Below are 16,990 nucleotides of genomic sequence, written 5' to 3' on the forward strand. Positions count from 1 at the left end.
GGGCCACCGTCCGCGACGGGGCCCCGTCGCGGACCCCTGCCCCCGGGCCCCGTCGCGGACGGTGGCCCCGTCGCCGCGTCGCGGACGGCGGGGCCCATGGCTCCGTCAGAAGTGGGTTCCGCCGTCGACCCGGACCTCCGTACCGGTGATGAACGCGCCGTCCTCGGAGCCGAGCATCGCGACGACGCCCGCGACGGTGTCCGGGCTGGCGAAGCCCGCCCCGAGCGCCGGGGCCAGCTTCATGAAGAGCGACATGTCGGCGTCGGCGGGCAGCCCCGGTCCGGTGCCGCTGGTCATGTCGGAGGAGATCGAGCCGGGGGCGACGGCCACCACCCGCAACCCCTGCTTGCTGTACTCGCTCGCCAGCGCGTGCGTCATGGACTGGATGCCGCCCTTGCTCGCCGCGTACGCCGACATGTAGGGGTGCGCGAAGCTCGCCGAGGTCGACGAGAAGTTCACGACGACCGGGGCGTCACCGGCCAGCAGGGCCGGTATCGACTCGCGGATCATCAGGAACGTACCGGTGAGGTTGACCGCGATGATCTTGTTGAAGAACTCCAGCGACGTCTTGTGCGTGTGCTCGGAGCGCAGGATCCCGGCCGCGTTGACCAGGACGTCGAGCCCGCCGAGGGTCTGTACGGCGGAGGCGACGCCCGCCCGGACCGCGGCCTCGTCCGAGATGTCGAGGACCAGGGTCGTCAGGCGCCCCTCGGTGCCGTTCTCCACCGCCGTCGCGTGCGTCGCCGCCAGCCCGGCCTCGTTGACGTCGGCGGCGACGACCCGGCCGCCCTCGGCGAGTACGCGGTGGACGGTGGCCTGTCCGATGCCGGAGCCGCCACCGGTGACGAGTACGCGGCGGCCTTCGTAGCGGTTCATCTCTGATCTCTCCCGATCCGTATGTGCTGTCCGGGACGGCCCCGTGGTCGTCCGGCCGACCACCACCGTACGCCTGGATGGCACGTTTTGCCACAATGACATTTCATGCATGTTCTTCGGTCGGCACGGTGGCCACGGGGGTAATCTCCTGTCGGTGAACACCGAGCCGAGCCACCCCTCCCTCACCGAGCGCCGCAGGGCCGCGACCCAGCTGGAGATCGCACGGGCCGCCGCCGCGCTGTTCGCCGAGCACGGCCCCGACGGCACCACCGCGGAGGACATCGCCCGCCGGGCGGGCGTGGCGCTGCGCACCTTCTACCGGTACTTCCGCTCCAAGCAGGACGCGGTGGGCCCGCTGCTCTCCGGTGGCGCCGAGCGCTGGCGGGCACTGCTGGAGTCGGCCGCCCCGGGGGACGCGCCGGCCGCGACCCTGGAACGGGCGGTCGCCGAGGCGCTCCGGGCGCCGGACGCGCACGCCGCCGAGCAGCTCGGCTGGACGCGCGGGCTGCTGCGGGCGGCGGAGGAGGACCCGGCCCTGCGGGCCGTCTGGTACCGGGTCAATCAGGATTCGGAGGAGCGGCTGCTGCCGGTGCTGGACCGGCTGCTGGGCGGCGGGGCGGACCCGCTGGAGGTCCGGCTCGCCGCTGCCGCCGCCACGGCCGCGGTGCGGGTGGCGCTGGAGACCTGGGCGCGGACGGACGCGCCGACGAGCGGCCCCGGCTCGCCCGCCGAGCTCGCGGTGCGCTGCCTGCGCGAACTCATGGGCGGCATGCGGCTGTTCATGGGCCGGCCCGATGAGGACCGGCCGGGAACGAGCGGCTGACAGGACGTCACCGGCCGCGGGGGGAACGGTCGGGAGGCGACCGGCCGGGAACGGACGGCCCGCGGAACGTCACCGGTCGAGCGAACGCCCCATCATGACGTCGTCGACGTAGCGTCCGTGCAGGAAGAACTCGCCGGGCAGCACGCCCTCGACGACGAAGCCCTCCGACTCGTACAGGGCACGCGCGGGCGTGTTGTGGCCGAGCACCCGCAGGGTCATCCGGTTCGCCCCCTCGGCGCGCGCCGCCGCGAACGCGGCCCGCAGCAGCCCCCTGGCGATGCCCTTGCCGCGCGCCCGGTCGGCCACGGCCAGGCCCTGTATCTGCCGGACGTGCGCGTTGCAGGCCAGCGGGGTCGGCGGAACCAGCCGGAGGTAGCCGACGGGCCCCGGCCCGTCCGCCGACTCGGCCACCAGGAAGTCCTCGGGGCGGTGGCGGTCGTCGAAGAAGGGGCTGTACGGCGGTTGCGGCTCCGGTGTCACGGCGTGCAGCGTCGACCAGGTCTCGCGGTCGAGTTCGGCGAGGGCGTCCCCGTCGGAGGAGACCGCGGTGCGGATCGGGAACGGCTCGTTCCCGTGCGTGTACGTGTGGCTCTCGGGCATGCGCGCCACTGTGTCACGCCGCGCCCCGCCCGGTCAGCCCGAATTCTCCGCCCGGAGCACGGCCGCGCGCGGCCGTGCCGGCACGTCGGCACGCGCGACGGCGCGTGGGCCGTGCAGGGGGTGTTGGCCCGGTCTGCGGCGCGTGCCGGAGCCGCTGCGGCAGGATGGACCCATGCTGCACTCCCGTATCGCTGTCACCGGAGCATCCGGACTCATCGGAGCGGCGCTGGTGCGCTCGCTGCGGACCGACGGGCACGAGGTGGTACGCCTCGTGCGGCGCCCGGCGCGGACCGGCGACGAGGTGGAATGGGACCCCCGGCGCGGTTACGTCGACGTGGCGGGCCTGGTGGGCTGCGACGCCGTCGTCCACCTCGCCGGGGCCGGGGTCGGCGACCGGCGCTGGACCGCCGCGTACAAGCGGGAGATCCGGGACAGCCGGGTGCTCGGGACGACGGCGATCGCCGAGGCGGTCGCCTCGCTGGACACGCCCCCGAAGGTGCTGCTGTCCGGGTCGGCCATCGGCTACTACGGCGACACCGGCGACCGCGCCGTCGACGAGGGCGCCCCGGCCGGCGAGGGGTTCCTGCCCTCCGTCTGCGTGGAGTGGGAAGCGGCCACGGCCGCCGCCCAGGAGGCGGGCGTGCGGACGGTGCACGCCCGCACCGGTCTGGTCGTCGGACGCGAGGGCGGGGCCTGGGGCCGGCTCTTCCCGCTGTTCCGCGCGGGGCTCGGCGGCCGGCTGGGCGACGGCCGCCAGTACTGGAGCTTCATCTCGCTGCACGACGAGGTCGCGGCCCTGCGCCACATCCTGGACACCGAGTCGCTGTCGGGCCCGGTGAACCTGACCGGACCCGATCCGGTCACCAACGGCGAGGTGACGGCCGCGATGGGGCGGGTGCTGCACCGCCCCACGCTCCTCACCGCGCCCGCCCCGGCCCTGCGGATCGTCCTGGGCGACTTCGCCGAGGACGTGCTGGGCAGTCAGCGGGTGCTGCCCGGACGACTGTTGGACTCGGGCTTCGTGTTCGCCTTCCCGGGCATCGACGCGGCGATCCGCGCGGCACTGCGCTGAACGCGCCGGTGCGGGCGCCGTACCGGACACACCGGCGCCGTACCGGGCACACCGGCGGCGCGCCGGGAACGCACCGGCGCACGCCGGACCGCGCACCCCGCGCGTCCCCGGACCGCACACCTCGCGCGGAATCGGACGCGGATGCGACCCCGTGCAACGGTGCCCCTGGCGCGCGCGACTGCGACCCTGTCGGCGGCCCTCCTAGCCTCCTTTCGAACTCGGGCATTCCGGGGGCCTGTCGGGGGCAAGAGCCTCCCAGTAGTTGCGCCGACTCGGGGAGGGGCACGTGCTCAGCTCGGCACATCGCGCGGACGTCGTCATCATCGGGGCCGGGATCGCCGGCCTGTCAGCAGCCCACCGCCTGACCGGCGCGGGGGTGAGTGTCAGCGTTCTGGAGGCCGGCCCCCGGGTCGGCGGCCGGATGACCACGGCCGAGCTGGACGGCTTCCGGCTCGACCACATCGGCCCGCTCCTCAGCACCTCCTGCCCGGAGCTGCGCACGACGCCCGGCCTGGAGGGGCTGGCGCTGCGCACCTTCGCCCCGGGGGTCCTCGTCCACAGCGAGGGCCGCCAGTACCGGACCGGCGACGCACGGGGCGCGCGGGGCGCATTCAAGGCAGCGCGCGCCCTCGCAAGCGCCCCCAGGCCGCCGATGGGCGGGCCGATCGACCAGGCCCGGCTGGGCGCCGCGCTGTCCCGGCTCGCCGCCACGCCGACCGCCCGCATCCTCGCCCGGCCCGAACAGACGGCGCTCGCCGCCCTGTCCCACCGCGGCCTGCCCTCCCGCACGGTCAACGGCTTCCTCCGCCCGCTGCTCTCCGCGCTGCTCGGCGACCCCGGTCTCAGCACGTCCAGCCGGTGCGCCGATCTCGCCCTGCGCGGCTACGCGCGCGGCCGGCTGTGCGTGCCCGAGGGCGGCTCGGGCACCCTGCCCGACCTGCTCGCGGCCTCGCTGCCGCCCGGCACGGTGCGTACCGGCGTGCACGTCACGGCCGCCGACATCACCTCGGTCCGCACCAAGGAGCACGGCGAACTGGGCTGCCGTTCCCTGCTGCTGGCGACCGGTGCCGGGGCCGCCGCCGAACTGCTGCCGGGGCTGCGGATGCCGTCCTTCCACCCGGTGACGGTCCTTCACCACACCGCCCCCGTCGCCCCGCCGACCGGCGCCTCGCTGCTGCTGGACGCCGACCGCTCGGGGCCGGTCGCGCACACCGCGGTGATGAGCGCGGTCGACCCCTCGCGCGCGCCGCGCGGCCGGACGCTGATCAGTTCGACGGTGCTCGGCACCCCGCCGGCCGACCTGGACCGCACGGTCCGCGCCCATCTCGCCGCGCTGTACGGCACTCCCACCGACGACTGGGAGCTGCTGGCCTCCCACCACGACCCCGAGGCGATACCCGCGATGCCGGCCCCGCACGACCCGCGCCGCCCGGTCCGGCTGCTCTCCGGCCTGTACGTGTGCGGCGACCACCGCGACACCAGCTCGGTCCAGGGCGCGCTGCTCTCGGGCCGCCGCGCGGCCGACTCGATCCTCACCGACCTGGGCGTACGGCCGGGGCGCGGCAGCGGGGCGGGACTGCCCGAGGCCGCGTAGCCGGGGCCGCCGCACGACCCGGGGCCGTGCGGGGCGCGTGCGGCGGGGCCGTCGCCCGACCGCGGGGCGGGGCGCCGGGCCCGGCGGTGCCGGGTCTCACCCCAGCGCGGCGACCCGTTCGCGGTAGTTCCGTACGGCGGCCGCGTCCCGGTACGGCTCCAGGCGGCGCTCGAAGTCCCGTACGTACTCCGTCGCCCGCACCGAGCGCATCTCCGCGGCCTGCTGGGCGGCCTCCGCGCCGAGCGCGCACGCCTGGTCCAGTTCGCCGAGCCCGAGCCGCGCGGAGGCCAGCACCACCCGGCAGAACAGCCGGCTGCGGGCGTACGCCGGGGAGCGCAGCTGGAGCGAGCGCTCCGCGTGCTGGGCCGCGGCCCGGTGCTGCTGCAGGTCGCGGTGGCAGTGGCCGAACTCGTCGGCGAGCTGGGCCTCGTCGAAGTACCGCGCCCAGTGCGGCACCTCGTCCCCGGGCCGGGCGGTCTCCAGCGCGTGTTCCGCCCGCGCCAGCGAGGTGGTGCAGGGTCTGGCCTCGCCGAGCACGCCGTGGGCGCGCGCCTCGACGGCGTGCAGCAGGGCCTGGACGACGGGCGGCGCCGAGGAGCCGATGCCCTGCTGGGCCACCCGGGCCAGCTGCACGGCCTCCCTGCCGTGTCCGAGGTAGACCGCCTGCCGGCTCATGGTCATCAGGACGTAGCTGCCGTACGCGCGGTCGCCCGCGGCCTGGGCGAGCCGCAGGGCCTGGACGAAGTACCGCTGGGCCAGGCCGTGGGCCGCGATGTCGTAGGAGGTCCAGCCGGCCAACCGGGTCAGGTCGGCGGCGGCGGAGAAGAGCCGGCGCCCGGTGGCCTCCCCGTACGTGCCGCGGAGCATCGGCTCCGCCTCGTGCTCCAGGTAGCGGACGAGGGCCTGCCGGGCGTGGCCGCCGCCGTAGGTGTTGTCGAGGGCGCGGAAGAGTTCGCCGACCGAGCGCAGGGCGGCCACGCCCGGCAGGCCCTCGTCCGCTACCTGGAGCACGAGGCGGAGCCGATGCTCCGCGGCACGTACGGGGAGGCCACCGGGCGCCGGCTCTTCTCCGCCGCCGCCGACCTGACCCGGTGCCTCGACGCGTGCGCCCCGGGAGGTGCGGACGGGCCGGAGGGCCTGGAGGGCACGGGTCCGCGGAGTCCGCCCCGGCCGGGGCCGGGCGCCGCGGCCCCGCCGGGACCGGGCATCCCGTACGTCCCGCGCGACCCTGGCACCCCGCGTGCGCCCACGGGGCCGCCGGGGCGTACGAAGGCACCCGGTTCGGCGGTTCCCACCGCCCCGGCSGRCCCGTGGGCGCCACCGGCCCCGTCGTGCGCCGGGGGCGCGGGTTCGCCGCCCCGTCCCACCCACTCGTCGGCCCGTCCGATCAGCCAGTCCCTGCTGGGCACGACGAGTCCGGCGGGGGTGAAGGCGATCTTGCGCAGTTCCGCGTTGCTGCCCGAGTCCTTGCGCCACAGCCCGCTGACGATGTCGACCGCCTCCGCGGGCGTGGCCGCGAACTCCAGGCCGGCGTAGACCGGGGCGCACGCGTCGAGGCCCAGGTCCTGCGCGGAGAGGCGGCGGCCGAGCCGCCGGGTGAAGACCTCGGCGATCAGCGCGGGGGTGGTGCCGCGGGGCTGCTGGCCGCGCAGCCAGCGGGTCACGGAGGTCTTGTCGTACCGCAGGTCGAGGCCGTGTTCGAGGCCGAGTTGGTCCACCCTGCGGGCGAGGCCGGCGTTGGAGAAGCCGGCCTCGGTGATGAGCGAGGCGAGTCGGCGGTTGGGGGTGCGCTGCGGAGGTCGTTCCGACATCAGCTGTACGGTCTCCTGCCTTCGGGGCCGGTCGGCCAGCCCTTATGGAACGGCGCGAATTTAGCGGCCTCCGTGCCCGTCACAGCTACCTTCGCTTCACTTTCATCCGATCGTGTGAGGATTGAGGACGGCGCTGACGGGTAAGACCTGCCGGGCCGCCGCCCCGGGTCCGGTCGTACAGTGGCCGGGGGCGTGATCCAGTGCATGGTGGCGCGGTTCCGGGCACCTCCCGGCTCCCGGCACCGCTAGTAGGGAGGCATCTGTCGTGGCTGAGCTTCGGTTCGTCCGGCTGGGATTCGGCGAGGAAGCCGTCGACTACCAGGAGGCATGGCAGAAGCAGCGCGAGGTGCACGCGGCCAGGTTCGAGGACGCCGTCCCGGACACCTGTCTGCTGCTGGAACACCCGCCCGTGTACACGGCCGGACGGCGCACGACCGACAGCGAGCGGCCGCTGGACGGCACCCCGGTCATCGACGTGGACCGCGGCGGCAAGATCACCTGGCACGGCCCCGGGCAGCTGGTCGGCTACCCGATCCAGAAGCTGCCCCGCCCGGTGGACGTGGTCGCGCACGTGCGCCGGCTGGAGGACGCGCTGATCCGCACCGCGGCCGAGTTCGGCGTGGAGACCACCCGGGTCGAGGGCCGCAGCGGCGTCTGGGTGCTCGGCGACCCGGTCGAGGACCGTCCGTCGCTCGGCGGCCTCTCGCTCGACTTCGACCCCCGGCTCCAGGACGAGGAGTTCGACGCGCGGCTGAACGGCCCCGAGTACGCCCCGTCCAACGCCGGCCAGCGCCGCGAGGACCGCAAGCTGGCCGCGATCGGCATCCGGGTGGCCAAGGGCGTGACCATGCACGGCTTCTCGTTCAACGTGAACCCGGACAACACCTGGTTCGACCGGATCGTGCCGTGCGGCATCCGGGACGCGGGCGTCACCTCGCTCGCGTACGAGCTGGGCCGCGACATCACCATCGCGGAGGTGCTCCCGGTCGTCGAGAAGCACCTCAGGGACATCCTGGAGAACGCGCACCCGGCGCCGCGCGTCGTCGAACGACCGGCGGACGCAGTGGCCACGGCATGACACTCTGGAGGGCCGACGGGGAATAGGACCTGTCGGCCACAGGTTGGCCAGACGTAAAGCCGTCTGAACCACGGGCGTACCCTGGTGTTCGCCGAAGAATCCAATGCAGTGAAAGCAAAGGGGAGTGCCGGAGTGTCCGCTGTCGCACCCGACGGACGCAAGATGCTTCGCCTGGAGGTCCGGAACAGCCAGACCCCCATCGAGCGCAAGCCCGAGTGGATCAAGACCCGGGCGAAGATGGGCCCCGAGTACAACCAGCTGCAGAAGCTCGTGAAGAGCGAGGGTCTGCACACGGTGTGCCAGGAGGCCGGCTGCCCCAACATCTTCGAATGCTGGGAGGACCGCGAGGCCACCTTCCTCATCGGCGGCGACCAGTGCACCCGGCGCTGCGACTTCTGCCAGATCGACACGGGCAAGCCGCAGGCGCTGGACCGGGACGAGCCCCGCAGGGTCGGTGAGTCCGTCGTCACGATGGACCTGAACTACGCCACCATCACCGGCGTCGCGCGCGACGACCTGGAGGACGGCGGCGCCTGGCTGTACGCGGAGACCGTGCGCCAGATCCACGCGCTGACCGCCGGGCGGGAGGCCGGCCGCACCAAGGTCGAGCTGCTGATCCCCGACTTCAACGCGGTCCCCGAGCAGCTCGCCGAGGTCTTCTCCGCGCGCCCCGAGGTGCTCGCGCACAACGTGGAGACGGTGCCGCGGATCTTCAAGCGGATCCGCCCCGGCTTCCGTTACGAGCGCTCCCTGGAGGTCATCACACGGGCCCGCGAGGCCGGTCTGGTGACCAAGTCGAACCTGATCCTCGGCATGGGCGAGACCCGCGAGGAGGTCAGCGAGGCGCTCCGGGACCTGTACGACGCGGGGTGCGAGCTGATCACGATCACGCAGTACCTGCGCCCCTCCGTGCGGCACCACCCGGTCGAGCGCTGGGTGAAGCCGCAGGAGTTCGTGGAGCTGAAGGACGAGGCCGACGAGATCGGCTACTCCGGCGTGATGTCCGGGCCGCTGGTCCGTTCCTCGTACCGCGCCGGGCGCCTCTTCCAGCAGGCGATCGAGCGCCGGGACGCCGCCGCCGCGGCGCCCGCCGTGTGAATCCGAGCACAAGAAGCTACCGAGCAGTAATAGACGGTCCGGCGCGGCCCGTACGCTCTCCGCAGGTCGGAGGCGCGTATGGGCCGCGCCGACGTGCGCGGCGCCCGGATCGAGGTTTCATTGGTGTTTGACCGACCGGTCATGCGCTGGTAACACCGAGCAATGACGCTGGGTGCACACGGGCGCAGTGGCTCGCGGTGGCCGTCCGGCCGCCACCGGCCCTGTCCCCCCGTGCCCCGCGCCCGCCACCCGTTCCGCGCAACGCAGTCCCGGGCACGTTCGCCCCGGGCAGCTGAGTCCACGCCACTCAGTCCGCACATCCGCTCCGAGGAGATTTCCACGATGCAGGCCGTGCCGGTACGCGCCACAGCCATCCCTTCCGTCACCGATGCCCTCCGTGCCGTCGAGTCGCTGCTCCTGGGCGGCGGCCAGCGCACCGCCCGCCGCAACGCCTGGAACGCGGTCGTGGAGGACCGGCGCCGGGCCAAGGACAGGGTCGAGACCGAGTACGTACTGGAGGCCGCGGCCGACCACCGTTCCTAGGCCACGTAAACTTCTGTGCATGGCGAGGAAGGCAAACACTGAAGGCGCGGACAGCGCCGAGAACGCGGGGCGGCTCAAGCAGATCGCCCTGACCTACAAGATGACCAAAAGGACCGATCCCAAGGTCGGTCTCGTCGTCGCGGGCGTGGGAATCGTCACCTTCGGTGTCCTTCTCGGGGTCGGCTTCCTGATCGACCACCCGGTCTACCTGGGCATCCTGGGCTTCGTGCTGGCCCTCCTCGCGATGGCGATCGTCTTCGGACGGCGTGCCGAGCGGGCCGCCTTCGGGCAGATGGAGGGGCAGCCGGGCGCCGCCGCGGCCGTGCTGGACCGGGTGGGACGCGGCTGGACCACGACCCCCGCGGTCGCGATGAACCGCAACCAGGACGTCATCCACCGCGCCGTCGGCAAGGCGGGCATCGTGCTGGTCGGCGAGGGCAACCCGAACCGGCTGAAGACGCTGCTCGCGGCCGAGAAGAAGAAGATGGCGCGCATCCTGATCGACGTACCGGTGCACGACATCATCGTCGGCAACGACGAGGGCCAGGTGCCGCTGAAGAAGGTGCGCACCAAGATGCTGAAGCTGCCGCGCGTCCTGACCGGCCCGCAGGTGACGGCCGCCAACGACCGGCTGCGCGCGATGGGCGACCTGATGAGCAACATGCCCCTGCCGAAGGGCCCCATGCCCAAGGGCATGCGGATGCCGCGGGGCAAGATGCGCTGACGCCTCGAACACGTCGAAGGGCGGGGCGCGAACCGGTTCGGTTCGCGCCCCGCCCTTCGTGTACGTACGCTTTCGGCAGTGCCGGTGCCCCGGGCGCGTGTCCCGGGTCCTCCCGGCGCCGGACGCCCGCGGGATCGCCCCGGGTGTCCCGAACCGCTTCGGACGGGATGCCCCGGATGCCGTCGGACACCTCGGACGTCCCTGGCGTCTCTGCCGCCTCGGACGCGCCTGACGCCTCAGATACGGACCTGGACGGCGCGGGCCAGCCGGTCGTGCAGCCCGCGGCCGTCGCGGTCCCACACCAGGGCCGGGATCACCAGGCACAGCAGCACGCTGCGGACGACGGCCCACCCGAACGACAGCCGGCCGCCGTTCTCCGCGATGACCCTGATGCCCAGGATGCGCTTGCCGGGGGTGCAGCCGATGGTCCCGACGGTGAGCACGCTCAGCACGAGGAAGATGCCCAGGGCCCAGTTTCCGGCCGTCTGCTGGTCACCGCGAGCGAACAGCCCGTATGCGATCAGCATGCACAGGGCCCAGTCGATGAAGATCGCGCCGAAGCGACGGCCGAGCGGTGCGACGGAGCCCGGCCCCTGCTCGGGCAGGCCCAGCCGTTTGCCCCGGTGGCCGAAGTCGGCCCCCATCTCCTCGGCGGCCGCGCGCGGCCCGGAGAGCCACGATCCGATTGCTTGCCTGTTGTCCACCCGAACACGGTACTGCGCCCGTCTTCTCCCCCCGCCCGGCGGGTACCGCGCAGGGCCCGGAACAGCCGGGGAAGGGCCGGGGAAGCAGGGGGAGGAACGGCCGGGGCGACGCCTCCATTACCGGCCATGAGGCGCCGGTCACACCCGGCCCGGTTAACTTCTGCGAAACAAATGGGTCATGCTTGAGAAATCCGGTCTGCCTATGGTCAGGTCCAGCGTGTGCCACCGCACTGGCCTCACCACGAGCTGCAACCCCGTCCCTCCCGGGCCGGGAGTAGGAGGAGTTGGATGTTCCAGAACGCCGACGACGCGAAGAAGTACATCGCCGAAAATGACGTCAAGTTCGTCGACGTCCGGTTCTGTGACCTGCCCGGTGTGATGCAGCACGTCACCGTCCCGGCGGCGACCTTCGAACCGACCGAAGAGCTTGCCTTCGACGGCTCGTCGATCCGCGGTTTCCAGGCCATCCACGAGTCCGACATGTCGCTGCGCGCGGACCTGTCGACCGCCCGTGTCGACCCCTTCCGCCGCGACAAGACCCTCAACATCAACTTCTTCATCCACGACCCGATCACCGGCGAGCAGTACAGCCGCGACCCGCGGAACGTGGCCAAGAAGGCCGAGGCGTACCTCGCCTCCACCGGCATCGCCGACACCGCGTACTTCGGCCCCGAGGCCGAGTTCTACGTCTTCGACAGCGTCCGCTTCCAGACGTCGGCGAACGAGAGCTTCTACCACATCGACTCCGAGGCCGGCGCCTGGAACACCGGTGCGCTCGAGGACAACCGCGGTTACAAGGTCCGCTACAAGGGCGGCTACTTCCCGGTCCCGCCGGTCGACCACTTCGCCGACCTGCGCGCCGAGATGTCCCTGGAGCTGGAGAAGAGCGGCCTCCAGATCGAGCGCCAGCACCACGAGGTCGGCACCGCCGGCCAGGCCGAGATCAACTACAAGTTCAACACGCTGCTCGCCGCCGCCGACGACCTGATGCTCTTCAAGTACATCGTGAAGAACGTCGCCTGGCGCAACGGCAAGACCGCGACCTTCATGCCGAAGCCGATCTTCGGCGACAACGGCTCGGGCATGCACGTCCACCAGTCCCTGTGGTCCGGCGGCACCCCGCTGTTCTACGACGAGCAGGGCTACGCGGGCCTCTCGGACACCGCCCGCTACTACATCGGCGGCATCCTCAAGCACGCCCCGTCGCTGCTGGCGTTCACCAACCCGACGGTGAACTCCTACCACCGCCTGGTCCCGGGCTTCGAGGCCCCGGTCAACATGGTGTACTCGCAGCGCAACCGCTCCGCCGCGATGCGCATCCCGATCACGGGCTCCAACCCGAAGGCCAAGCGCGTCGAGTTCCGCGCCCCGGACCCGTCGTCCAACCCGTACCTCGCCTTCTCCGCGCTGCTGATGGCGGGCCTGGACGGCATCAAGAACAAGATCGAGCCCGCGGAGCCGATCGACAAGGACCTCTACGAGCTGGCTCCCGAGGAGCACGCGAACGTCCAGCAGGTCCCGACCTCCCTCCCGGCCGTCCTGGACGCGCTGGAGGCGGACAACGAGTACCTCCAGGCCGGTGGTGTCTTCACGTCCGACCTGATCGAGACGTGGATCGACTACAAGCGCACCAACGAGATCGCCCCGATCCAGCTGCGCCCGCACCCGCACGAGTTCGAGCTCTACTTCGACCTCTAGGCCGCGGGGTCGGCCGCTCCGGCACCGGAGGAGCGGAACCGGGTACGACGGCCCGGCTCCGGCCCGGCCCGCTCCGGATCGGACGCACCGCACGGCTTCAACTGATCCATGAGCCCCCATCGGGAAACCGATGGGGGCTCATGGTCGTTCAAAGCTGCCGATCAGGTGTCGGGCACGGGGCGCAGCGGGGCTGCGCCGGCCGGACACGTCGCCTGCTGGAAGCAGGGAATCACTGAGCCGGCATCATCACCGGTTGCTCGCCGGTGCTGGTTCCGGTGCCGGTCTCAGTCCCGGTTCCTGTGCCAGTCCCGGTACCAGTGCCGGTGCCGGTGCCGGTCTCAGTGCCGGTCCCGGTGCCGGTGCCAGTCCCAGTGCCAGTCCCGGTGCCAGTGCCGGTCCCGGTCCCGGTACCTGTGCCGGTGCCAGTGCCGGTGCCGGTCTCGGTGCCTGTGCCGGTGCCGGTCTCGGTGCCTGTGCCGGTCTCGGTGCCTGTGCCTGTGCCGGTCTCGGTGCCTGTGCCTGTGCCGGTCTCGGTGCCTGTGCCTGTGCCGGTCTCGGTGCCTGTGCCTGTGCCGGTCTCGGTGCCGGTCCCCGGTGTGTTCGTGCCGCCACCGACCGTGTTGCCGCCGCCGACCGTGTTGCCGCTGCCCGCGATGACGGAGCCACCGATGGTGGAGCCGATGATCTGGTTCAGATTGTTGATCGTCTGATTGCTGATCTGGTTGATCACGGTCTGCGACAGGCCGAGGCTTCTGCCCGTGGCCTGGGCCGCAGCCACGCCCTGCGCCGCCGCCTGTTGCGGGGAGGCGCCCTTGCTGATCGCCGCCTGTGCCGCGTTCACTCCGGCGGCCGCGGCAGCTGTCGCGCCTCCGGCCGATTCACCCCCGGTGCAGGCCACGGGGCCCACGGAGAAGCTGCCCGTGCCCGTCACGGCGGTCGGTCCGATGCGACCGTCGGCAGCGGGGCGCAGCACCATCCCCCCGGGAGAAACGACGAGCAGCGCGTTGGGATCGAAGTTCTCCCCGGTCAAGGTGTTTGCCGCCACCCGGCACGTCTGGGTCGGTGCGGCAGAAGCAGGTGCGGCAGTGGTCACTGCCAGCCCTCCGACGAGCGCCACTGCTGCGGCGGAACTCAGGACGACTTTTCCCTTCACGGTTTTCCCCTTTCCGACACTGCGCTTTCTTGCTGTTCCGGTCGCGTGCCGTCGCGAGCAGCGGGTCGGATTCACGGCGTGACTCCGGCGTGACACCGATGTGACGGCGGGACTGAAAGCAGCAATTCCGGGCGGGATTCCGGAATCCCGCCTCTTATAGCTTGCGCGCTCTCCCCGAGGATGTCGCACCGAAAGATTTCCCGGATTCAACCAGTAATGACTGGGCAGTTGAGGAAGGTTCCGCACGAGACGCGTCCCGGGCGGGACGATACGATGGTGGTCGACGCCCAGTACCGGTTCTGCGGGAATCACCCCGTCGGACCTTGGCGCCGGTACCACCGAGGCCCCGGAAACCTGACGGGGCGCTCCGGTTCGCATCGAGCTCCCGAGCTGATGAACATGAAGAAGAAAACTCTGCGAAAAATCGGTGTCGCAGCGGCGGCGTCCTTCTTGGCCGCCGGAATCGTGGGCACTTCGGCGAGCAGTTCCGTCGCCCTGCCGCAGAATTCCCGGTCCGCGCCTTCGGCGCTCAAGTGCTACACAGTCGTTGACGACCCGAACGAAATCGTCTGCTACCAGATTTCGCAGCGGGCTACGAATACGGGGGGTCAGATCGTGTTCTGGCCCTTCCTCATCCAGGTGCCCACGCCGGCGAATCCCCCGGCTCCGGTCATCGTGAATGTCCTGCCGCCGGATCTGCCGTCGATTCTGTCTCCGGATCTGTCCCCGGTCCTGTCTCCGGATCTGCCCCTGGGGGTTTCCCTCAACGGCGTGGCCGAGTAGCTCCGGCCGCCGACGGGATCAGTGCCGCAGGGCCGTTCCCACCTCGGCCTCGATGTCGCCCGACAGCTTGCGGTTGCTGCGGGCCGTGGCGTCCTTGGCCGTCCTGGGGGCGACGCCGGAGACCGTCACCACCACCGTGTCGACCAGGTTGCCCTTGCCGTCGCGGAAATTGATCTGCACCGCGTAGGACTTCGCCGAGTCGGTGCCGTTCGTCACGGTGACCTTCGCGGTGGCCCGGCCGTCGCCGTCGGTGACCGGGGAGCCGACCTTCACATCACCCTTGGCGTTCACGCCGTTCTTGAAGCCCTTCAGCTTCTCGCCCGCCGCCGCTGTCGCCGAGGCCACCACGTCGGCGCCCCTGGACGCCGCCGACGCCGCGGCGGACGCGGCCCTGGAGGCCGTGTCCGAGGCGCTCCCGCCGTCGCCGGAGCAGGCCGCGGCCGTCGACATCACGACCGCCGTCAGCAGTACGGCCGCCGGTCCCCGTACGGCGTTCCTCGTCATCGTGCCTCCCGGCGCTCGTCCCCCGGCCCTCTTCTCCCCGGCCCAGTCAAAGGGGCGGCGGGCGATGCCGCATGCCCGTGGGCCCCGGACGGGTGGTGGTCCGGGCGGCCGAAGCGGACCGGTGCCGGGTCGCGGGGCGCCGCGGGACGGACCAGCCTGGGGGCATGAACGACACGGACCGGCCCGGGACCGTGAGCGACACGGACGGACCCGGGGTCGTGAGCGACCGGGAACGGGCCACCGCACCCGGGACGGCGCGGCCCCGGCGGTGGTGGCCCGGGGTGCTGCTGCTCGCCGTGCTCGTACCGGCCGTCGGCGGTGCCGTGGCCGTGGAATGGGCCGCCGGGGTGCTGGCGCGGGAGGGGACGAGACCTCTCCGCGTCACCTACGAGGTCACCGGGACCGCCCGGGACGTCACCGTCACCTACCCCACCTGGCAGGACGGCGGCCTGTCCGCGGCGCGGCTGACCCTGCGCTCCCTGCCGTGGTCCGGGGAGGTGCGGACCAGGGGTTTCATGCGGGGCGGCTCCCTCACCGCCACCCTCGGGAGGTCGGGCGGCGAGGTCTCCTGCGCCGTGACGGCGGACGACGGGACCGTCCGGACGGCCTCGGCCTCCGGAGCCTTCGCCACCGCCACCTGCGACGGCTTCTGAACCCGGTGCGGGGGGACGCGGAGACTCTGGTGCGTGCGTGCGCGGCCGGGTTCCCGGGCCCGGTGAGGGGCCCGGGAACCCGGCCGCACGGGATGCGTCGGGGTCAGCGCCCGTAACGGATCAGGGCGCGGACCATGCGGCAGGTCGTGTCGGACGGCGGGTGGATGCCGATGCGCTCGGCGGTCGCGCGTATCTTGGCGTTGGTCGCCGTCGACGGGTAGTAGACACCCGTGTCGAGCAGGGCTATCGCCAGGCGCATGGCCTTCAGGCGACGGTTGTGGGTGATGTACCACTCGCGGGGCCGGCCCGCGGGGAGCGGCTTCTTCTGCAGGGGCTTGTGGAACGGCTTGGTCGTGACTGCGGCAACGGCCATGAACAACCTCCTGGCACGGTCGTGGAACCCTCACGAACTACCTCCATTTTACGGCCCACCACTGACAATCGGCGCTGGCCAGCAGGGCTTTCGTGGATTTCCTCCGGCATCTTCGGCCCCACCGGGAGCGGGGTTCTTCCGAGCCTCCGCCGTCCTGGGGAGCGGGCTCGCTCCCGTACCTTTGGCCCCATGGAGATCTGGATCAATCCCGCCTGTTCGAAGTGCCGCAGCGCGGTGCAGCTGCTCGACGCGGAGGGTGCCGAGTACACCGTCCGCCGCTATCTGGAGGACGTGCCGTCACCGGACGAGATCCGGGCCGTGCTCGACCGGCTGGGGCTGGAGCCGTGGGACATCGCACGGACCCAGGAGGCGGACGCGAAGGAGCTGGGCATCAAGGAGTGGCCGCGCGAGGCCGGCTCCCGCGAACGGTGGATCTCGGCCCTCGCCGAGCACCCGAAGCTGATCCAGCGGCCGATCATCACCGCGGACGACGGGACCGCCGTCGTGGCGCGCACGGACGAGGCGGTACGGGACGCCATGGGCCGCTGAGGAACCGGTGCGCCGAGCGGGTGCGCCGGCCCGGAAGCACCCCCGTACGGTACGTCGGCCCGCCCGGCGTGCCGTACGGGCGCATCGGGGCCGTGCTCGCCCGCACCATGCCCGTCCGTGCCGGACCCCGCGTCACCGGGCCGTCAGGAAGTCGGCCGCCGTGCGGTTCAGTTCGGCGGCCGCCGGTTCGTGCAGCGGCAGGGTGTGGTGGGTCGCGCCGGGGATCGTCACCGTCCGCGCGCGCGGCAGCAGCCGGGCCGCCGCGGCGGCGACGCGGGCCGGGTCGTGGGCCCTGCCGCTCCCGGCCAGCAGGACCAGGGTCGGTACGTCCAGGCCGCGCAGGGCGTCGGGGGC

At 72.4% G+C, this 16,990-nt stretch carries 17 protein-coding genes and 2 pseudogenes; 11 read left to right on the plus strand and 8 right to left on the minus strand.

All coding sequences use genetic code 11. The annotated features are described in order from the left end of the window. Positions 1-105: 105 nt before the first annotated feature. On the minus strand, positions 106-876 hold the full coding sequence (locus EAO76_RS07575) for an SDR family NAD(P)-dependent oxidoreductase (protein ID WP_148834583.1): 771 nt from the start codon (positions 874-876) through the stop codon (positions 106-108). A gap of 154 nt (positions 877-1,030) precedes the next feature. On the opposite strand from EAO76_RS07575, the gene EAO76_RS07580 reads away from it, so the two are divergent. Next, positions 1,031-1,699, plus strand: coding sequence for a TetR/AcrR family transcriptional regulator (locus tag EAO76_RS07580; protein ID WP_262375298.1), 669 nt, complete (start codon positions 1,031-1,033; stop codon positions 1,697-1,699). Between the two features lie 69 nt (positions 1,700-1,768). Here the strand turns inward: EAO76_RS07580 and EAO76_RS07585 are convergent, their stop codons facing one another. Continuing rightward, positions 1,769-2,299, minus strand: a complete 531-nt coding sequence (locus EAO76_RS07585) for a GNAT family N-acetyltransferase (RefSeq protein ID WP_148834588.1) — start codon at positions 2,297-2,299, stop codon at positions 1,769-1,771. 172 nt (positions 2,300-2,471) lie between these two features. Between EAO76_RS07585 and EAO76_RS07590 the strand changes: the two genes are divergently transcribed. After that, entirely contained in the window at positions 2,472-3,371 is a 900-nt protein-coding gene (locus EAO76_RS07590; RefSeq protein WP_148834589.1) for a TIGR01777 family oxidoreductase, read from the plus strand. A gap of 286 nt (positions 3,372-3,657) precedes the next feature. After that, complete coding sequence (locus EAO76_RS07595) at positions 3,658-4,965, plus strand: NAD(P)/FAD-dependent oxidoreductase (RefSeq protein ID WP_148834591.1); 1,308 nt, start codon at positions 3,658-3,660, stop codon at positions 4,963-4,965. A 96-nt stretch (positions 4,966-5,061) separates the two neighbouring features. On the opposite strand, the pseudogene EAO76_RS47505 reads toward EAO76_RS07595, so the two are convergent. After that, positions 5,062-6,776: pseudogene (locus tag EAO76_RS47505) on the minus strand (regulator). Between the two features lie 265 nt (positions 6,777-7,041). On the opposite strand from EAO76_RS47505, the gene lipB reads away from it, so the two are divergent. The 4 genes from lipB (at position 7,042) to EAO76_RS07630 (ending at position 10,219) form a co-directional block, all read left to right on the plus strand. Further along, a complete protein-coding gene (gene lipB / locus EAO76_RS07615) occupies positions 7,042-7,854 on the plus strand; it encodes a lipoyl(octanoyl) transferase LipB (RefSeq protein WP_148834595.1) in 813 nt (270 codons plus the stop codon). 132 nt (positions 7,855-7,986) lie between these two features. Further along, entirely contained in the window at positions 7,987-8,952 is a 966-nt protein-coding gene (lipA, locus tag EAO76_RS07620; protein ID WP_148834597.1) for a lipoyl synthase, read from the plus strand. 342 nt (positions 8,953-9,294) lie between these two features. Beyond that, positions 9,295-9,495: a hypothetical protein gene (locus EAO76_RS07625; RefSeq protein ID WP_148834600.1), complete on the plus strand. Its 201-nt coding sequence runs from the start codon at positions 9,295-9,297 to the stop codon at positions 9,493-9,495. Positions 9,496-9,514: 19 nt separating this feature from the next. Further along, positions 9,515-10,219 (plus strand): DUF4191 domain-containing protein, encoded by a 705-nt coding sequence (locus EAO76_RS07630; protein ID WP_148834601.1) that lies wholly within the window; start codon positions 9,515-9,517, stop codon positions 10,217-10,219. A 236-nt stretch (positions 10,220-10,455) separates the two neighbouring features. Here the strand turns inward: EAO76_RS07630 and EAO76_RS07635 are convergent, their stop codons facing one another. Beyond that, the gene (locus EAO76_RS07635; RefSeq protein WP_148834603.1) at positions 10,456-10,923 is read right to left on the minus strand and encodes an RDD family protein; all 468 of its coding nucleotides are present in this window, start codon (positions 10,921-10,923) and stop codon (positions 10,456-10,458) included. A gap of 288 nt (positions 10,924-11,211) precedes the next feature. Between EAO76_RS07635 and glnA the strand changes: the two genes are divergently transcribed. Continuing rightward, positions 11,212-12,621: a type I glutamate--ammonia ligase gene (gene glnA, locus EAO76_RS07640; RefSeq protein WP_148834605.1), complete on the plus strand. Its 1,410-nt coding sequence runs from the start codon at positions 11,212-11,214 to the stop codon at positions 12,619-12,621. A gap of 229 nt (positions 12,622-12,850) precedes the next feature. Here glnA and EAO76_RS45955 read toward each other — a convergent pair whose 3' ends face one another. Next, complete coding sequence (locus EAO76_RS45955; protein ID WP_262375299.1) at positions 12,851-13,774, minus strand: hypothetical protein; 924 nt, start codon at positions 13,772-13,774, stop codon at positions 12,851-12,853. Positions 13,775-14,167: 393 nt separating this feature from the next. On the opposite strand from EAO76_RS45955, the gene EAO76_RS07655 reads away from it, so the two are divergent. Then, a complete protein-coding gene (locus EAO76_RS07655; RefSeq protein WP_148834611.1) occupies positions 14,168-14,557 on the plus strand; it encodes a hypothetical protein in 390 nt (129 codons plus the stop codon). A gap of 18 nt (positions 14,558-14,575) precedes the next feature. Here the strand turns inward: EAO76_RS07655 and EAO76_RS07660 are convergent, their stop codons facing one another. Continuing rightward, complete coding sequence (locus EAO76_RS07660; protein ID WP_148834614.1) at positions 14,576-15,061, minus strand: hypothetical protein; 486 nt, start codon at positions 15,059-15,061, stop codon at positions 14,576-14,578. Positions 15,062-15,225: 164 nt separating this feature from the next. On the opposite strand from EAO76_RS07660, the gene EAO76_RS07665 reads away from it, so the two are divergent. Then, positions 15,226-15,714 carry a hypothetical protein gene (locus EAO76_RS07665; protein WP_262375300.1) on the plus strand — a complete coding sequence of 163 codons (489 nt, stop codon included), beginning with the start codon at positions 15,226-15,228 and terminating at the stop codon, positions 15,712-15,714. Between the two features lie 103 nt (positions 15,715-15,817). Here the strand turns inward: EAO76_RS07665 and EAO76_RS07670 are convergent, their stop codons facing one another. Further along, positions 15,818-16,087 (minus strand): hypothetical protein, encoded by a 270-nt coding sequence (locus tag EAO76_RS07670; protein ID WP_148834616.1) that lies wholly within the window; start codon positions 16,085-16,087, stop codon positions 15,818-15,820. 189 nt (positions 16,088-16,276) lie between these two features. Between EAO76_RS07670 and EAO76_RS07675 the strand changes: the two genes are divergently transcribed. Then, on the plus strand, positions 16,277-16,636 hold the full coding sequence (locus tag EAO76_RS07675; RefSeq protein WP_148834618.1) for an arsenate reductase family protein: 360 nt from the start codon (positions 16,277-16,279) through the stop codon (positions 16,634-16,636). Positions 16,637-16,768: 132 nt separating this feature from the next. Here the strand turns inward: EAO76_RS07675 and EAO76_RS44380 are convergent. Continuing rightward, a pseudogene (locus EAO76_RS44380) lies at positions 16,769-16,990 on the minus strand (alpha/beta hydrolase); the annotation flags it as partial.

It is taken from the genome of Streptomyces sp. sk2.1 (assembly GCF_008120935.1).
Taxonomy (GTDB): Bacteria; Actinomycetota; Actinomycetes; order Streptomycetales; family Streptomycetaceae; genus Streptomyces.

What these genes read in the sequence shown, in the direction of transcription:
- EAO76_RS07625 (WP_148834600.1), top strand. Translation starts at nt 9,295, where the DNA reads ATGCAGGCCGTGCCGGTACGCGCCACAGCCATCCCTTCCGTCACCGAT.
- EAO76_RS07675 (WP_148834618.1), top strand. Translation starts at nt 16,277, where the DNA reads ATGGAGATCTGGATCAATCCCGCCTGTTCGAAGTGCCGCAGCGCGGTG.
- EAO76_RS07655 (WP_148834611.1), top strand. Translation starts at nt 14,168, where the DNA reads ATGAACATGAAGAAGAAAACTCTGCGAAAAATCGGTGTCGCAGCGGCG.
- EAO76_RS07660 (WP_148834614.1), bottom strand. Translation starts at nt 15,061, where the DNA reads ATGACGAGGAACGCCGTACGGGGACCGGCGGCCGTACTGCTGACGGCG.
- EAO76_RS07670 (WP_148834616.1), bottom strand. Translation starts at nt 16,087, where the DNA reads ATGGCCGTTGCCGCAGTCACGACCAAGCCGTTCCACAAGCCCCTGCAG.
- EAO76_RS07665 (WP_262375300.1), top strand. Translation starts at nt 15,226, where the DNA reads ATGAACGACACGGACCGGCCCGGGACCGTGAGCGACACGGACGGACCC.
- EAO76_RS07575 (WP_148834583.1), bottom strand. Translation starts at nt 876, where the DNA reads ATGAACCGCTACGAAGGCCGCCGCGTACTCGTCACCGGTGGCGGCTCC.
- EAO76_RS07630 (WP_148834601.1), top strand. Translation starts at nt 9,515, where the DNA reads ATGGCGAGGAAGGCAAACACTGAAGGCGCGGACAGCGCCGAGAACGCG.
- EAO76_RS07590 (WP_148834589.1), top strand. Translation starts at nt 2,472, where the DNA reads ATGCTGCACTCCCGTATCGCTGTCACCGGAGCATCCGGACTCATCGGA.
- EAO76_RS07585 (WP_148834588.1), bottom strand. Translation starts at nt 2,299, where the DNA reads ATGCCCGAGAGCCACACGTACACGCACGGGAACGAGCCGTTCCCGATC.
- glnA (WP_148834605.1), top strand. Translation starts at nt 11,212, where the DNA reads ATGTTCCAGAACGCCGACGACGCGAAGAAGTACATCGCCGAAAATGAC.